The organism is Plantibacter cousiniae (nom. nud.) (assembly GCF_977070315.1).
On sequence record NZ_CDRVEU010000010.1, the window covers coordinates 243,512 to 260,107 of the forward strand.

A 16,596-nucleotide genomic window follows, 5' to 3' on the forward strand; every position below is an offset into this window, starting at 1 on the left:
AAGTATTTGCTTTAAGCGCTATCACGTCGCACACTCCGCAAAAGCTAATTTATGGCTTTAACAGGTTGCATTGGCGGAGAGCGTATCCATGTCCCTTTCTTCACACGATTCGACGTCGCCAGACGTGAAGTCTGACGGTCGGGCACGAAACCATCTCGGGTTTCTGGCGTTTACCACGTTATGCTTTTTTGCCGCGTCCAGCACGCCCACGCCGCTTTATCACCTTTATCAGGAAGCATGGGGATTCTCGGCGGGCGTGCTTACCCTGATTTTTGCAGTCTATGCATTCAGCCTGCTGGCTGCCTTGTTGATGGGCGGGTCGCTGTCTGACTATTTGGGGCGGCGCCCGGTGATTTTCGGCGCCTTGCTGCTGCAAAGCGTCTCGATGCTGCTGTTCATTCTGGCCAGTGACGTCAGCTGGCTGGTGGCTGCGCGCCTGCTGCAGGGTTTTGCAACAGGTCTGGCTGCCAGCGCACTGGGCGCAGCCTTGCTGGACAATGATTCGGTCAAGGGGCCGTTGATCAACAGCATTTCGCCGATGCTCGGCATGGCCGTTGGCGCTCTGGGGACGGCACTACTGGCGCAATTCGCGCCGTTGCCGTTGATACTCGGTTACTGCTTGCTGCTGGCCGCATTTCTGAGTCAGGCCCTGTACCTGGGACGCGTCGAAGAAACCGTCAGTCCTCAGCCCGGTGTCTGGCAATCCCTCAAGCCCTCGCTGCATGTACCGCAGCAGGCACGGCGCATGCTGTGGCTGGTTCTGCCGGTGGACATCGCCGCGTGGGCGCTGGGTGGCTTCTTTCTGTCGTTGAGCCCGTCCTTGCTGGTAGCGGCGACCGGCTCCACCTCACCGCTCAATGGCGGCCTGGCGGTTGCGGCGCTTACCCTCAGCGGCGCGGCGGCGATTCTGACGTTGCGTCAGCGCGAGCCGGTACTCGGCTTGTGGGTAGGTGCGAGCTTTCTGCCGCTGGGTGTCGCGGTGATCCTGCTTTCGATCAACCTGGGTTTGCTGTGGCTGTTTTTCGTCGGCGCAGTGGTCGCAGGTGTGGGTTTCGGGTCGAGCTTTCTGGGCGCGCTGCGCATGCTCATGCCCTTGGCGCATGCCCACGAGCGGGGCGGGCTGATGTCGGCTTTTCTGGTGCTCAGCTACCTGGCCTTCTGCATACCGGCACTGGTCGCCGGCTTCTTTGCCCACTCGGCGGGGCTGGTGATGACCAGCAATGTCTACGGGGCAGTGGTGATCACGCTGGCGCTGATCGCGCTGGCCAGTCTGATCGTACGCCGTGCCGCCAGCGCAAACAAAAATGCCCACGCATAGGTGGGCATTTCGGTTTGCCTGAAGGCAGGAGAGCCCTTAACGCAGCTCTTTTACCATCTCGGACAACACGGTCAGTATATCCCCGGCCAGTTGCGCGGAGCGCTTGCCTGACCAGCCGGTGACCGGGTCTGGCGCGTTGTCGTGATCCTTGAACGGCATTTCCAGGGTCAGTGACAGGCACTTGTAGCGTTCGCCCACAGCATTGGCGGCCAGGTTCATGTTGGCCTGACCGGGCGCGCTGCGTGGGTAGCCATGAGTCGTCTGGAAGTTGTCGCTGACCTCGCACAGGCGGCTGCGAAAGCGCTCTTCAAGCTGGCGTTGCTGTGCGCTATACCCCGGATTACCTTCGCAGGCGGCAGTGAATACGTAGGGGATTTCCTCGTCGCCGTGCACGTCGAGGAACATGTCCACGCCGTACTTTTCCATCTGCTGCCTGATGAAAGACACTTCCGGACTCAGCGCTTCGGTACTGTCCTGCCAGGCACGATTAAGGTCCTTGCCGTTGGCGTTGGTGCGCAAGTGGCCATGAAAGGCACCGTCCGGGTTGACGTTCGGTACCAGGTAAAGATCCGCTTCTGCCAGCAATTGCTGCAGCGCGGCGTCATCCTTTTGCTGGAGGCGTTCGATTACGCCCTCCATGAACCATTCGGCCATGTGTTCGCCAGGGTGCTGCTGAGCAATCATCCAGATCCTGCGTTTGCCTTCGGCACCGTCGCCTTTGCGCAGCAGTTGAATATCCCGACCCTCGACGCTTTTGCCGACAGCCAGCAACTGCGCACCGGCTTTTTCCTGCGCCTGTTCGATCAGCCACTCATGGCGTTCGCGGCTGTAGGGTTCGAAGTACGCAAACCAGACTTGCGGCTGGTCCGGGGCCAGGCTGAAATTCAGCGCCTTGCCGTCGAAATCCGACGCTACCCGAAACCAGTTCTCATGGTCGTAGGACGCCACGGCGTTGTAGCCGGTCCAGGCACTGTTGAACGTGGACTCGCTGGCATTGGTCAGGCTGAAGCCATAGGTCTGGCCGACGCTCAGGCCTTCTGCCTTGAAATGAAACCACTGGAAATGCGCGCTTTGCGTGTCGGGCCGAATCGCCAGCCTGATATGCGCCGGGTCGCTTGCGTCGAGAACCTGAATATTGCCGCTGTCGAAATCTGAACCAATAGTGAGAGTCAAGATAGGTGCCTGCTTGCGTAGATGCCTTTTCAGGCCACTACTGTACACCGATCAACATCGCGACCTGCGACGTAAACTTCACTGCAACGGTCATCTGCGCCTCAGGATATGGCTTCGGCGGTGACCATCAGGCTGCAGATGAAGGCGGTCAGCAGGCACCAGATCAGATACACACTGCGCTTGCGCCGATGCCAGCCGGATGCGCCGAGCAGCGAGGCGGGCGCCTGCAACTGACGCCACAGTCGCTCGCTGTTCTGGAAGGCCGAAAGGTGCGCGGCGTCGGCGTCCAGCCAGTGGCGAAATTCGATGCGTTCGCTGGCGGTTGCCGCTGGGCTCTGCAGGTGCACATACCAGCGACTGGCCTGATTCTGAATGGCAGCCTGAATGACAGCGCTTGGGGTGTCTGCCGCGCCAGGTACGTGGGCCTTGCCCAGCGCACGAAGCATCGCACGCTCTACCCGGGCGATATCGACGTTCATGAAGCGCGCGATGTCGGCATAGGCCAGTCCGTCGAGTCGGCTGAGCAGGAATATCTGCCGGGTCCGGCGCGAGAGCTTGCCCAGTCGGTGACCGAGTTCAATGGCCTGCAGCGTGGGTTGCGGCTCGGGCACGCGGACAGGGAGGTGCAGTAGAGACGAGAGCTGATTACTCATGATGTATAGCTCGCTGATCGTCCATGGGAGTCTTCCTTGTGATGTCGGGTAGCGTCCGTGACAAGAATAGACTAGTGAATACGAGAATCATTCTCAAGTGAAAAGTCGCAGCAATTACTTTTTATCTGCCGCATCGTGGCGTTTTTGCCCTAAAAGCATGGCCTTGATCGAGTGGCCTTTGCTATGATCCGCGTCATTGCAACACACCGCGCAACACCCAGACTTCATTAGCCTGAAGCAGCGAAACCATAAAGAAAGAACCAAAAAAAGACCCGGCAAAAAGCCGGGTCAAAAACCGTGATTAGCCTGATGAGGAGATAATCAGGAAGCCGACCTAAGACTTCCCGGTTATCCAGCGAGTCTCGCGACCCGCTGATGCAATAATAATCATTATCATTTGCAAGTCAAATGTTTTTATTGCCCTCATTGATACCGATAATCCGCCAGCGCTCGCTCGGCGGATTTTCTTTTCTGGCTTCTCCCCGATATCGCCTAGTCCAGCGGCAGCTCCGTGGTGCGCTTCACCGTGCTCATGGCGATGTTTGAATGGGCTTCGTGGACGTGGGGCAATTGCAGCAAATGATCGCGCAGAAAGCGCTCGTAGCTGGCGATGTCCTGAGCGACCACCTTGAGCATGAAATCCATCCCCCCGGCCATCGTGTAGCACTCCAGCACCTCGGGGTGGCCGATGATTGCCTCCTCGAACTCCGCCAGATAGCGACGGCCATGGCCTGACAGCTTGACCTCGACGAACACCGTCATGCTCAGTCCCAGCTTCTGGGTGCTGAGCAGGGCGACCGTGCGTTCGATCACCCCGTCTTCCTGAAGGCGGTGAATGCGTCTCCAGCAGGGCGATTGCGACAGCTCGACGCGTTCGGCGATTTCCGCTGCCGACAGGCTGGCGTCATGTTGCAGCAGACGAAGAATCCTGCGATCGATAGGGCTCAATTTTGGCTGCATGAATTGACCTTGTTTTTTGTTCTGGCCGAAAAAAGCATGCTGAATATCAGCAGATTTGCGCGCATTTAGAAAGAAAAAGCCTCTTTGCTGCTGGCAGTCTAGTTGCAAGGCTGCCGGGCAGGACCGTCCCGGTGCAAATGACCTGACTTATAAGAACAAGAGAGGTATGCGCATGTCCCTGGCTGATATTCGTCTGGATGATAAATACCGGCTTGCCACCGGCAATCTGTACCTGACCGGCACACAGGCCCTGACCCGCCTGCCGATGCTGCAAAAGCAGCGCGATGAGGCGCAGGGCCTGAACACTGCCGGGTTCATCTCTGGCTACCGCGGTTCGCCGCTGGGTAATCTGGACAAGAGCCTTTGGGACGCCAAGGACTACCTGCAACAAAACGCCATCCATTTTCAGCCGGGCATCAACGAAGAACTGGCCGCCACGGCGGTCTGGGGCAGTCAACAGGTCAACCTGTTCCCACATGGCAAGTACGATGGCGTGTTCGCCCTCTGGTACGGCAAGGGGCCGGGCGTAGATCGTTGCGGTGATGTGTTCAAGCACGGCAACTCGGCCGGTGTTGCGGCCAATGGCGGTGTGCTGATCCTGGCGGGCGACGACCACGGCTGCAAATCATCGACCATCGCTCACCAGAGTGAGCACGCGTTCATTGCCTCGATGATCCCCGTGCTCAACCCCAGTAATGTCCAGGAGATTCTCGACTACGGCATCATTGGCTGGGAGCTGTCGCGTTACAGTGGTTGCTGGGTGGCGATGAAGACCATTGCCGAGAACGTCGACTCTTCCGCGGTGGTCGAGGTCGATCCATTGCGGATCAAAACCCGTATCCCTGACGACTTCGACATACCCGAAGGCGGTTTGCACATCCGCTGGCCGGACCCGCCGCTGGCTCAGGAGGCCCGACTCAATACCTACAAGATCTACGCCGCCAGGGCCTTCGCGCGCGCCAACCAGTTGAACAAGGTGGTGATCGATTCTGCGCAACCCCGGCTGGGCATCATCACCACCGGCAAGTCCTATCTGGACGTGCGGCAGGCCCTCGAAGAGCTGGGTATCGATCAGGAGCTGTGCGAGAAGGTCGGGATTCGCGTGCTCAAGGTCGGCATGAGCTGGCCGCTGGAACCGGTGTCGGTGCACGATTTTGCCGAAGGGCTGGACGAAATTCTGGTGGTCGAGGAAAAACGCAGTGTCATTGAAGACCAGCTGACCGGTCAGCTCTACAACTGGCCTGTTGAACGGCGGCCAGTGGTGGTCGGCGAGTTCGATGAGCAGGGCCGTTCACTGCTGCCGAACCTCAGTGAGCTGACCCCGGCGATGATTGCCAGGGTGATCGCCAAACGCCTCGCGCCGTTCTATAGCAGCCCGCAGATCGACGCGCGCCTGCAGTTTCTCAGCGACAAGGAGCAAGCGTTGCAGGCGCCGCTGTTCACCACCCAGCGCACCCCGCATTTCTGCTCCGGCTGCCCGCATAACACCTCGACACGGGTTCCGGAGGGCAGTCGCGCCCTGGCCGGCATCGGCTGCCATTACATGACCATCTGGATGGATCGCGAAACCGATACGTTCACCCAGATGGGCGGCGAGGGCGTGACCTGGATCGGTCAGGCACCGTTCACCGAAACTCCGCACGTTTTCCAGAACCTGGGCGACGGTACCTATTTTCACTCGGGGCACCTGGCGCTGCGTGCGGCAGTGGCCTCCAAGGTCAACATTACTTACAAGATTCTCTACAACGATGCGGTGGCCATGACCGGTGGCCAGCCGATCGACGGCGTGCTGCGCGTCGATCAACTGAGCCGTCAGGTGTTCAACGAAGGCGTGCTGCGCATCGCGCTGGTTTCCGACGAGCCGGACAAGTACCCGAGTCGTGAGGACTTCGCGCCGATTACCACCTTTCATCATCGGCGCGACCTGGACAGCGTGCAGCGCGAGTTACGCGAGTTCAAAGGCGTGTCGGTCATTATCTACGACCAAACCTGCGCCACCGAAAAGCGCCGCCGTCGCAAACGCGGCACCATGCCTGACCTGGAAAAGCGCGCGTTGATCAACCCGGCGGTGTGCGAAGGCTGCGGCGATTGTGGGGTGAAATCCGGATGCCTGTCTGTGCTGCCCAAGGAAACGGCACAGGGGCGCAAGCGCGAAATCGATCAGAGCGCCTGCAATAAGGATTTCAGTTGCGTCGAGGGTTTCTGCCCAAGCTTCGTTACGGTGCATGGCGGCAAACTGCGCAAGCCTGTGTTGCCCAAGCAGGTCGAGGCGTTCGCGCGTCTGCCAGAACCGGCACTGCCGTCGCTCGACAGGCCGTTCAATATTCTCCTGCCGGGTGTCGGCGGCACAGGGGTGACCACCGTCGGCGCGATGCTGGGCTATGCCGCGAATCTGGAAGGCAAGGGCTGCAGCGTGCTTGATCAGGCCGGTCTGGCACAGAAATTCGGTCCGGTGGTCAGCCATATCCGCATTGCCGCGCGCCAGGAGGATCTGTTCGCCGTGCGTATCGCCGCCGGTGAAGCGCACCTGCTGCTCGGCTGTGACTTGCTGGTGGCTGCCGGCCCGGATGCGATCGCCAAGCTCGACAGCAAGATTTCCCATGCGGTGGTCAACAGCCAGCAAACACCGACCGCCGAGTTCACGCGCAATCCGGATGCCGTGTTCCCGGCCGAGGCCATGAAGCAGACCATCATCGAGGCGGTCGGCGCGGCGAAGACCCACTTTGTCGAAGCCACCTCGCTGGCCACCCGATTGATGGGCGACAGCATCGCCAGCAACCTGTTCATGCTCGGCTATGCGTTCCAGCTGGGCCTGATTCCATTGACCTCGGCGGCCATCGAGAAGGCCATCGAACTCAACGGCGTTGCGGTCAACCTGAATCAGCAGGCGTTTCTCTGGGGCCGTCGTACCGCGCATGATCCCGCCGCCGTGGAGGCCTTCGTCAATCCGCAAGACAAGGTCAGCGAGCCGCAACCGATGGACCTCGATCAGCGTATCCAGAGCAACGTCGATGCCTTGAAGCAGTATCAGAACGCGGCTTACGCCAAGCGCTATCTGGCGTTGGTGCAACGCGTACGCGACAGCGAATCGCGGGCGTTCCCCGGTCAGCAGCCGACGCTGACCGAGGCTGTGGCGTTCAATTACTTCAAATTGCTGGCGTACAAGGACGAATACGAAGTGGCGCGGCTGTACAGCAACGGCGAGTTTACCCGCCAGTTGCAGGCGCAGTTCGAAGGTGACTATCGACTGGAGTTTCATCTGGCACCGTCGTGGCTGGCCAAGCGCGACCCGCACACGGGCCTGCCACGCAAACGCAGCTTTGGCCCGTGGATGCTGCGCGCTTTCGATGTGCTGGCGGCGTTCAAATTTCTCCGTGGCACGGTGCTCGATCCGTTCGGTCGCAGCCTTGAGCGTCAGCAGGAGAGGGCGCTGATTGACCGCTATGTCAGCGATGTCGAACTGATCCTGCAGCACCTTCAGGCGCAGAATCGCCACACCGCCTTGAGTCTGGCACGCCTGCCGGAACGCATTCGCGGCTATGGCTACATCAAGGAAAGCGCCATGAAAGCAGCTGCCGTGCAGGCCGATATTCTGCGCAAGAGCCTGGAAAGCGGCGAAGTGGCTGCGCCGAAGCTGTATGAGGCGGCTGCCTGAGGAGGGCAATACCAATCAGCGTGCCAGCTCAGCGTTGGTACGCTTTTCATTACGCAATGCGATCGTCGTGCCGCGTAGAGGTACTGACTACACCGGCCTGAACAGGTGGGCATGCCCGGCGCGGTACAGCGAGGACTCGCTGAAGGTGTCATCGGCAAGCACACGTCCGACCAGAATCAGCGCAGTACGGCGAAAGCCCTTGGCCTGTACCTTTTCCTGAATATCCGTCAGCGTGCCAACGGCCCAGTCCTGATCCGGCCAGCTGGCGCGGTGCACCACGGCAGTCGGGCAGTCGGCGCCGTAATGTGGCACGAGCTCTTCGACGATCCGCTGCAGGTTGTTCACCCCCAGATGAATCGCCATCGTTGCCCGATGGCTGGCCAGACTGGCCAGTTCCTCGCCGCTGGGCATTGAGGTCTTGTCGGCATAGCGGGTCAGAATCACGCTTTGCGAAACGTCCGGCAGGGTCAGTTCGACGCCCAGCAATGCAGCGCAGGCAGCGGTCGCGGTCACCCCCGGAATGATTTCGAACGGAATGCCCAGTTCGCGCAGATGGCGGATCTGCTCACCGATAGCGCCATACAGGCTCGGGTCTCCGGAGTGCACGCGTGCGACATCCTGGCCCTGTGCGTGTGCGCGCTTGATCAGCTCGATGATCTGCTCCAGATGCAGCTCGGCGCTGTTGGTCACCTGCACGGCCTGATGACCTTCCAGCACAGCGAGGGGGACCAGCGAGCCTGCGTAGATAATGACCGGGCAGTTGCGAATCAGGCGTTGTCCCTTGACGGTGATCAGCTCCGGATCGCCAGGGCCTGCGCCGATGAAATAGACAGTCAATGAATTCTCCGGGGTGAATGAGCGCGGGGAGATTATCCGCTGTGCGCAGGGCTGATTGCCAAGGCAAATGTGGCCTGCGCGCTTTTCTGCCGTTCTATCAGCAGCGTGGCTGTACCGTCTCCCAGTTGCGCCGCCAGTGCCAGGGCCGAGCCTTCGGCGACGCCATGACAGCCAGTGCTCTGGAAGACCTGCGCAGAGCGGTGCGTGAGGTGCAGTTCCCACGCTACCAGTTGCGCGGCGTTGAAGCATACCAGTGGCACTGCCAGTTGCCCGGCCAGCTCAAGCAGACCGGCCTCGGTTTGTTTCAGGTCGATGGACGCCAGCGCGGTCACCCGGCCAATGTCCAGCTCAAGTGCCTGCAGGCTTTGCTCGAGCAGATCGCGCAACAGCGCAGCCGAGCAGCCGCGCCGACAGCCCAGCCCGGCGACCAGAGGTGCGCCGGGTTGAAGGGTAACTGGATCAGGCCTGATGCAGGTCGACATGGTCGGCGTGCACATCGTTTTTGCGGAACAGCCAGGCACTGATCAATCCCAGAGCGACCCAGAACAGCGCGTTGGTCAGCAGCGAGGCCATCATGAACTGCGATTCCAGAGCCTCGGGAGCCAGGCTTTCATGGACCAGCGGCTGTGGCGCGCCAAGCACATGCGGGACCAGCAGAATCGCCACACCCAGTGCTTTGAGCAGCCAGTTCTGGCCGAACACCAGTAAGGCCAGCCCGACGGCAGTCGACGCAGCAGCGCCGAGCCACCATAGCTGACGCTGACTCAACTCGGCGGCGGCCGTGCCTGGCAGTTCGGGTGGCAGGCCAAGGGTCGGGGCCAGCACGAACACGGCAAAACCGGCCAGCCCCCACCATGCGCCTTGCACGGTGCGACCCGGTGCCCGCAGGGTGTAAAGCCCGGCAAGCATCAGCGCAAAGCCCACCGCGACCACCAGGTTACCGCCGGTGGTGGACAGCACACGCTGCCAACCGTTTTCGGGCTCCCAGGCCGCTTCTTCATGGGCATGGCTGTGTTCGGCCAACGCGCCGCCCGTGTGCTGATGCAGTTGCTCGGCAGGCGCGTTTTCGTAGGTCTCGGCCTGCTGGATCAGCGGCACCACCCACAGGCTTTGCAGCAGGGTCAGCAGCAGGGCGGCGAGCAGGCCGGTGAAACCTGCGGTGTAGGCGATTCGCTTGAACATTGTGTGGCCCTCAATGGCAAGGAAAGGCAGCGCTGTGACGGGTGTCGTGTGCCGCGTTGTGCACGGCCGCGATGTGCGAGAAACCGGCGAAGTACACCAGACAGGCGCCGAGAAGCGCAGCGCTGATGGCGGCTGTCAGGCGTTGAGTGCGTGTGGAACTGGGCGCGGCGGCGTGGCTGCTGATGGTCGACATGGCGTTCCCTCTTGTTGGTAATCGGCAAGTGGGCCACGTGCAAAAGAACCTGCCGGCAGATGCCGGAGGTTTCAACTGCGCCCGCCCACCGCGGGTTTGTCATTGCAAGCATATCGGGCCGGTCTCCGGGCTCGCGAGGGGCCAGGACGTCAGTGCGTCAAAGCCTGCAAGGTCACCTTCCCATGCCAGCGGCACAGTGGATCAGACCTACTCTCGCTTACCGTTGCGGGGGCAGCACCGGACTTGCTCGACAACGCGAGCGCACCGGTTTCCCGTTTCACCCCGTGAGGGGCACCCGAAACAAGGCGCACAGGAGAGCATGGGCGGCGGGGCAGCGTCAATCTGAACGATTGACCTGTCTGCAGTCACTGCGTAGCCTTGCTGACTCGAGGTTCTCCCCGGGTAAAACATCACCCAGTGGAGCTAAGACGGGAATGCGGTACAAGCCGCAGCTGCCCCCGCAACTGTAAACGGTCATGTTCATTGCACAGCCACTGCTGCGGCGGGAAGGCGCGATGAATGCGTGTCGGCGTTTCTCACTGCCTGCCGCACGCCGCCGTGAGCCAGGAGACCTGCCTCGAACGGGCCGCACATGCTGCGGCCCTGGAGAATTCTCACTACAACCGGGCGGGGTGATCCGGTGGCGATCCGATCTGCGTGTCCTGCATGCGGTTCTCGTCCTGTTTGCCCGCCGCATTGCCAAAGGGCACCTGATGAAAACACTGGCCAAGCTTCCCGTCACCATCGTCACCGGCTTCCTCGGCTCGGGCAAGACCACCCTGTTGCGGCATATGCTCGACAACGCCGAAGGGCGGCGCATTGCGGTCATCGTCAATGAGTTCGGCGAGCTGGGCATCGACGGAGAAATCCTCAAGCAGTGCACGATCGGCTGCACCGAAGAAGAAGCCAACGGCCGGGTGTACGAACTGGCCAACGGCTGCCTGTGCTGCACCGTGCAGGAAGAGTTCTTCCCGGTCATGCGCGAACTGGTCGCGCGCCGTGGTGATCTGGACCATATCCTGATAGAAACCTCGGGGCTGGCGCTGCCCAAGCCGCTGGTCCAGGCTTTTCAATGGCCGGAAATCCGCAACGCCTGCACGGTCGATGCGGTGATCACGGTGGTCGACAGCCCGGCGGTACTGGCTGGTACTTTCGCTGCCTTCCCTGATCAGGTCGATGCGCAGCGCAAACTTGATCCCAACCTGGACCACGAGTCGCCCCTGCACGAACTGTTTGCCGATCAACTGGCCAGCGCTGATCTGGTGATCCTCAACAAGGCCGACATGATCGACGCCGAAGGTCTGGCGACGGTGCGTGCCGAAGTTGCCGAAGAGTTGCCGCCTGCCGTCAAGGTGATCGAAGCCAGCAGTGGTCGCCTGCCGATCAGCGTGTTGCTGGGTGTCGGTGCCGAGTCGGAACTGCATATCGATGCGCGCAAGACCCACCATGATCACCACGACGATGACGATCATGATGACCACGATCACGACGCGTTCGATTCGATATCCCTGAAACTGCCGCAAGCTGACGAGAAAGTCCTGCTCGATGCACTGAATCAGTTGGTGGTGCAGCACGGCATTCTTCGTGTGAAGGGCTTCGCGGCCATTCCCGGCAAGCCGATGCGCCTGCTGATTCAAGGTGTCGGGACGCGTTTCGACAAGCACTTCGACCGCGCCTGGCGGGCCGATGAAGAGCGTGCCACACACTTGGTGCTGATTGGTCAGGAGCTGGATGCCGCAGCCCTGCAAGCGCAACTCAACGCTGCGATTGCCGGCTGACCCATGCATTTACTGAGAACCCAGCCCGGCGGTTTCGTACCTGACGACAATATTGCCGATCTGGGCCAGACCCCGGCCGAGCTGGTGATTCTCTGCAGCGGCGACTCCAGCCTGGCGCTGCTGGCCGAGGCTGCCCGGCAGCTCCCCGAAGACTACCCCAGCCTGCGTCTGGCCAACCCGATGCAGGTCCAGAATCACGCCTCTGTCGACCTGTACGTCGATGAAGTGCTGCGTCACGCAAAGGTCATCCTGATTTCTCTGCACGGCGGTATTGGCTACTGGCGCTACGGCGTCGAGCGGCTGATGGAGCTCGCGGCACGCGGCGTTCAGGTCATTCTGGTGCCGGGTGATGACCGCCCTGATCCAGAGCTGAGTGATTTGAGCACCGTGCCTGCCGTAGAGCGCGACCGACTCTGGCAGTTTCTGCGTCAGGGCGGCCTGCAGAACGCGCTGCAACTGTACAACTGCATGGCCAGTCGCTGGCTGGACCGCGATTATTCCTGGGTCGAGCCCGCGCCGTTGCCGCGCACGGCGATCTACCATCCGCGTTTGGCAAGCGCGCAGCTTGCCGATTGGCAGGCAGACTGGCTTGCCGAGCAGCCGGTGGTAGCGCTGCTGTTCTATCGCTCGCACCTGCAGGCCGCCAATACCGGTTTCATCGATGAGTTCTGTGTGCGCTTGCAGGCGCAAGGCATCAACCCGTTGCCCATAGCCGTGGCCAGCCTCAAGGAGCCCGGCTGTTTCACTCAGGTGGAGGACTGGCTGGATGAGGCTGAAACCGAGCTGATCCTCAATACCACCGGTTTTGCCCAGTCGAGTCCGGAAGCGCCGCATCTGCGGCCGTTTCGGCGCAACGTGCCGGTCATTCAGGCCATCTGCGCGCAGGACAACGAGCCTGCCTGGCAGGCCAGGGAACAGGGCCTTGGCGCTCGTGATCTGGCGATGCACATTGCCTTGCCGGAGCTGGACGGACGGATCATCAGCCGGCCGATCAGCTTCAAGGACCTGGCCTGGCGCAGTGAGCGCAGCCAGTCGGACGTGGTCTGCTACCGCGCCCAGCCGGACCGGATGGATTTCGTCGCGCAACTGGCGCGGCGCTGGATCGAGCTTGCGCGCCTGCCCAATGGCGAAAAGCGCGTGGCGCTGATCCTCGCCAACTACCCGACTCGCGACGGGCGGATCGGCAATGGTGTGGGGCTCGATACGCCTGCTGCGGCGCTGAGTATCCTGCGCGCCATGCAGGCAGAGGGCTATCCGCTGGCGCCGTTGCCGGACACTGGCACTGAACTGATCCAGCAACTGCTGGGCGGCGTGACCAATGATCTGGACAGTATCGACCAACGCCCGTGTCACCAGAGCATGGCGCTGGAGGAATACCTGGCGGCGTTCAACGAACTGCCGCAGGAAAATCGCGACGCGGTGAACGCCCGTTGGGGCACGCCGGACACCGATCCGATGTTTCGCAGCGGCCGGATGATGATCGCCGGGCTGCGCTTTGGCCTCACCTTCATTGGCATTCAACCGGCGCGGGGTTATCAGGTCGACCCAAGCGCGGTGTATCACGACCCGGATCTGGTTCCACCCCATGGCTATCTGGCGTTCTACTTCTGGCTATGCAAGGCCTACGGCGCGCATGCGGTGGTGCATGTCGGCAAGCACGGCAACCTCGAATGGTTGCCCGGCAAGGGTGTGGGGTTGTCGCGAACCTGCTGGCCGGACGCGGTGCTGGGCGCCATGCCGAACATCTATCCGTTCATCGTCAACGATCCGGGCGAGGGCGCACAGGCCAAGCGGCGCACTCAGGCGGTCATCATCGATCACTTGATGCCGCCGCTGACCCGCGCGGAGACCTACGGCCCGTTACGCAATCTAGAACTGCTCGCCGACGAATTCTACGAAGCGCAATTGCTCGATCCGCGCCGCGCGCGCGAGCTGCAGCGTGACATTCTCGAGCTGGTCCGTGAAACCCATATCGACCGCGAACTGGCGCTTGGCGAGAACCTCGACAGCGATGCCGACGCGGCGCTCTGGCTGCCACGGCTGGACACTTACCTGTGTGACCTGAAGGAATCGCAGATTCGCGATGGTCTGCATATCTTCGGTCAATCGCCGCAAGGTCGTCTGCGCATCGATACCTTGCTGGCCCTGCTGCGTATTCCGCGTGGTGACGGGCGTGGCGCGCAGTCCAGTCTGTTGCGTGCGTTGAGCAAGGCGTTCGAGCTGGACTTCGACCCGCTGAACTGCGAATTGGCCGAACCCTGGACCGGCCCGCGTCCCGCTGCATTGCAGGCCCTGAGCAGCGATCCCTGGCGCAGTGCCGGCGATGCTCGCGAGCGGCTGGAGCTTTACGCCGCCATCCTTATCGAACGCGTCATCCAGGGCGAAGCGTTGACTGACTTGCCTGCACACGATGATCTGGCCCAGATCCTCGACAGCCTGCGTGACGTCGTCGCGCCGCGTCTGGATGCCTGCGGCCCCGGCGAAATGCAGGGCATGCTTGATGCCCTGAGTGGTCGTTTCGTGCCGGCAGGTCCCAGCGGCGCGCCGAGCCGGGGGCGTCTGGATGTGCTGCCCACCGGCCGCAACTTTTTTACCGTGGATGTGCGCAACCTGCCGACCACCACGGCCTGGCGAATCGGCTTCCAGTCCGCCAATCTGCTGCTGGAACGACACCTCCAGGACCATGGCGACCACCTGCGCCAGTTGGGCCTCTCGGTGTGGGGCACGGCGACCATGCGTACCGGCGGTGACGACATCGCTCAGGCCATGGCGCTGATGGGCGTGCGTCCGGTGTGGGCGACGGGCAGTCAGCGGGTCGATGACTTCGAGATTCTGCCGATCAGCCTGCTCGACCGCCCACGAGTGGACGTGACACTGCGGGTCTCCGGCTTTTTCCGCGACGCGTTCGCCAACCTCATCAAGCTGTTCGACGCTGCGGTGCAGGCCGTCGCGGCGCTTGACGAGCCCGACGACCTGAACCCGCTGGCGGCCAGGGTCCGTGAAGAACGGCAGGGCTTCATCGCAGAAGGTCTGAATGAAGACGAAGCGGCGCGTCAGGCTGGCTGGCGGATATTTGGTGCCAAACCCGGTGCCTATGGCGCTGGCGTGCAGGGTGCTATCGATGGCCGCCTGTGGCAGAGCCGCGATGACCTTGCCGAGGTTTACCTGAACTGGGGCGGTTACGCCTATGGCGCTGCCGATGAAGGTACGCCCGCACGCCAGCGCTTTGCCCAGCGGCTTTCTCAGGTGCAGGCGGTGCTGCAGAATCAGGACAATCGCGAACACGATCTGCTCGACTCAAACGACTACTACCAGTTTCAGGGCGGCATGCTCGCCGCTTCGGAAAGCCTCAGCGGGCAGAAGACCGCCAGTTACCACGGCGATCACAGCCAGCCCGACCTGCCGAAAATCCGTACCCTCAAGGAAGAGCTGAACCGGGTGATACGTTCGCGCGCAGCGAATCCGAAATGGATCGAAGGGGCCAAGCGCCATGGTTACAAGGGGGCGTTCGAGATGGCCGCGACCGTGGATTTCCTGTTCGCGTTCGATGCGACCACCGAGCTGATCGATGATCACCAGTACGCGCTGCTCGCCGACGCCTATCTGCTGGACCCGGCGACTCGCGATTTCATCGCTCAGCACAACCCTGATGCCTTGCGCGACATGACCGAGCGCATGCTCGAAGCCCAGCAGCGCGGCCTCTGGCAGGAGCCTGGCGAGTATCAGCAGGCGCTGGAAGACCTGCTCCTGGACATAGAAGAGAACTGATGACCGTGTCTGATTCAACGATGAGTGAAACTCCGCATTTTCCGCTGGCCGCTGTGGTCGGTGCTGATGACCTGAAACTGGCGTTATGCCTGACTGCCATCGACCCGCGCATCGGCGGCGTGTTGATCGAAGGGCCGCGGGGCATGGCCAAATCGACGCTGGCCCGCGGGCTGGCCGATGTGCTGGCCAGCGGTCAGTTCGTCACCTTGCCGCTGGGTGCTACCGAAGAGCGTCTGGTCGGCACGCTGGACCTTGACGCCGCGCTGAGCGAGGGCCGCGCGCGCTTCTCTCCAGGCGTGCTGGCCAAGGCCGACGGCGGCGTGCTGTATGTCGATGAGGTCAACCTGCTTGCCGACCATCTGGTTGACCTGCTGCTGGACGTCGCGGCCAGCGGCGTCAACCTGGTCGAGCGCGACGGTATCTCCCATCGTCATGCTGCGCGTTTCGTGCTGATCGGTACCATGAACCCCGAAGAAGGTGAATTGCGCCCGCAGTTGCTGGACCGCTTTGGCCTCAATGTGGCGCTGAGCGGTCATACACTGCCTGCCGAGCGCAGCCAGATCATCCGTCGCCGTCTGGATTTCGACACCGATCCGCAGGGCTTCTGCCAGCAGTGGCAAGCGCAGCAGGATGCCTTGAAGCTGCGCTGTGAACAGGCCCGTCAGCTATTGTCGAGCATCGAACTGGATGACCAGTCGCTGGCAATGATCACCGAGCGTTGCTTTGCCGCAGGTGTCGACGGCATGCGTGCCGATCTGGTCTGGCTGCGGGCTGCGCGTGCTCATGCGGCGTGGCGGGGTGCCGGGCACATTGAAGAGCAGGACATCGAAGCGGTTGCCGAATTTGCCTTGCGTCACCGGCGTCGCGAGCCCTCACCACCGCCGCAGAATTCCGAGGCGCCGCCACCACCACCGGGCTCGTCCAGCAAACAGGCCGAGCCTGACAGCGGGCAGGGCAGTTGGGGTGAGTTGCCCGCCCAGGCCGTCACGACCGGGTCACGCCGCGAAGTGCCGAGCTGGCCAAAAAAGCCCTAGGCATCCGTCCCCGCGCCATACAGGGGGCGGATGCCATTCCCCGTC

The 16,596-nt window shown here is 61.9% G+C and carries 12 protein-coding genes and 2 riboswitches; of the genes, 5 read left to right on the forward strand and 7 right to left on the reverse strand.

The genetic code is table 11. The annotated features are described in order from the left end of the window. The first annotated feature begins 88 nt into the window (after window positions 1–88). On the forward strand, window positions 89–1,318 hold the full coding sequence (locus ACW55A_RS19665) for an MFS transporter (RefSeq protein ID WP_042930247.1): 1,230 nt from the start codon (window positions 89–91) through the stop codon (window positions 1,316–1,318). A 36-nt stretch (window positions 1,319–1,354) separates the two neighbouring features. Here the strand turns inward: ACW55A_RS19665 and ACW55A_RS19670 are convergent, their stop codons facing one another. The 3 genes from ACW55A_RS19670 to ACW55A_RS19680 form a co-directional block, all read right to left on the reverse strand. Continuing rightward, window positions 1,355–2,491 carry a M14 family metallopeptidase gene (locus ACW55A_RS19670; protein WP_129485198.1) on the reverse strand — a complete coding sequence of 379 codons (1,137 nt, stop codon included), beginning with the start codon at window positions 2,489–2,491 and terminating at the stop codon, window positions 1,355–1,357. 101 nt (window positions 2,492–2,592) lie between these two features. Next, window positions 2,593–3,144 carry a DUF4880 domain-containing protein gene (locus ACW55A_RS19675; RefSeq protein WP_455808968.1) on the reverse strand — a complete coding sequence of 184 codons (552 nt, stop codon included), beginning with the start codon at window positions 3,142–3,144 and terminating at the stop codon, window positions 2,593–2,595. A gap of 492 nt (window positions 3,145–3,636) precedes the next feature. Then, window positions 3,637–4,104: an Lrp/AsnC family transcriptional regulator gene (locus ACW55A_RS19680; RefSeq protein WP_004413813.1), complete on the reverse strand. Its 468-nt coding sequence runs from the start codon at window positions 4,102–4,104 to the stop codon at window positions 3,637–3,639. 172 nt (window positions 4,105–4,276) lie between these two features. Between ACW55A_RS19680 and ACW55A_RS19685 the strand changes: the two genes are divergently transcribed. Continuing rightward, the gene (locus ACW55A_RS19685) at window positions 4,277–7,759 is read left to right on the forward strand and encodes an indolepyruvate ferredoxin oxidoreductase family protein (RefSeq protein WP_498811150.1); all 3,483 of its coding nucleotides are present in this window, start codon (window positions 4,277–4,279) and stop codon (window positions 7,757–7,759) included. 87 nt (window positions 7,760–7,846) lie between these two features. Here the strand turns inward: ACW55A_RS19685 and cobM are convergent, their stop codons facing one another. From cobM to ACW55A_RS19705, 4 genes are read right to left on the reverse strand one after another with little or no spacing between them, the layout of a single operon-like run. After that, entirely contained in the window at window positions 7,847–8,596 is a 750-nt protein-coding gene (gene cobM, locus ACW55A_RS19690) for a precorrin-4 C(11)-methyltransferase (RefSeq protein ID WP_455808970.1), read from the reverse strand. 32 nt (window positions 8,597–8,628) lie between these two features. Further along, window positions 8,629–9,078: a cobalamin biosynthesis protein gene (locus ACW55A_RS19695; RefSeq protein ID WP_455808971.1), complete on the reverse strand. Its 450-nt coding sequence runs from the start codon at window positions 9,076–9,078 to the stop codon at window positions 8,629–8,631. Then, window positions 9,056–9,778 carry a CbtA family protein gene (locus ACW55A_RS19700; protein WP_498811151.1) on the reverse strand — a complete coding sequence of 241 codons (723 nt, stop codon included), beginning with the start codon at window positions 9,776–9,778 and terminating at the stop codon, window positions 9,056–9,058. The genes ACW55A_RS19695 and ACW55A_RS19700 overlap by 23 nt, the downstream gene beginning before the upstream one ends. A gap of 10 nt (window positions 9,779–9,788) precedes the next feature. Then, entirely contained in the window at window positions 9,789–9,971 is a 183-nt protein-coding gene (locus tag ACW55A_RS19705; RefSeq protein ID WP_003342053.1) for a CbtB domain-containing protein, read from the reverse strand. Between the two features lie 99 nt (window positions 9,972–10,070). Then, window positions 10,071–10,285, reverse strand: a riboswitch (cobalamin riboswitch). Between the two features lie 58 nt (window positions 10,286–10,343). Continuing rightward, a riboswitch (cobalamin riboswitch) is annotated at window positions 10,344–10,565 on the forward strand. A gap of 119 nt (window positions 10,566–10,684) precedes the next feature. On the opposite strand from ACW55A_RS19705, the gene cobW reads away from it, so the two are divergent. From cobW to ACW55A_RS19720, 3 genes are read left to right on the forward strand one after another with little or no spacing between them, the layout of a single operon-like run. Then, the gene (cobW, locus tag ACW55A_RS19710; protein ID WP_011268157.1) at window positions 10,685–11,749 is read left to right on the forward strand and encodes a cobalamin biosynthesis protein CobW; all 1,065 of its coding nucleotides are present in this window, start codon (window positions 10,685–10,687) and stop codon (window positions 11,747–11,749) included. Window positions 11,750–11,752: 3 nt separating this feature from the next. Beyond that, window positions 11,753–15,517 (forward strand): cobaltochelatase subunit CobN, encoded by a 3,765-nt coding sequence (gene cobN / locus ACW55A_RS19715; RefSeq protein ID WP_498811152.1) that lies wholly within the window; start codon window positions 11,753–11,755, stop codon window positions 15,515–15,517. Then, complete coding sequence (locus ACW55A_RS19720; RefSeq protein ID WP_072366080.1) at window positions 15,517–16,551, forward strand: magnesium chelatase ATPase subunit I; 1,035 nt, start codon at window positions 15,517–15,519, stop codon at window positions 16,549–16,551. Before cobN ends, ACW55A_RS19720 begins: the two co-directional genes overlap by 1 nt. Window positions 16,552–16,596: the final 45 nt, after the last annotated feature.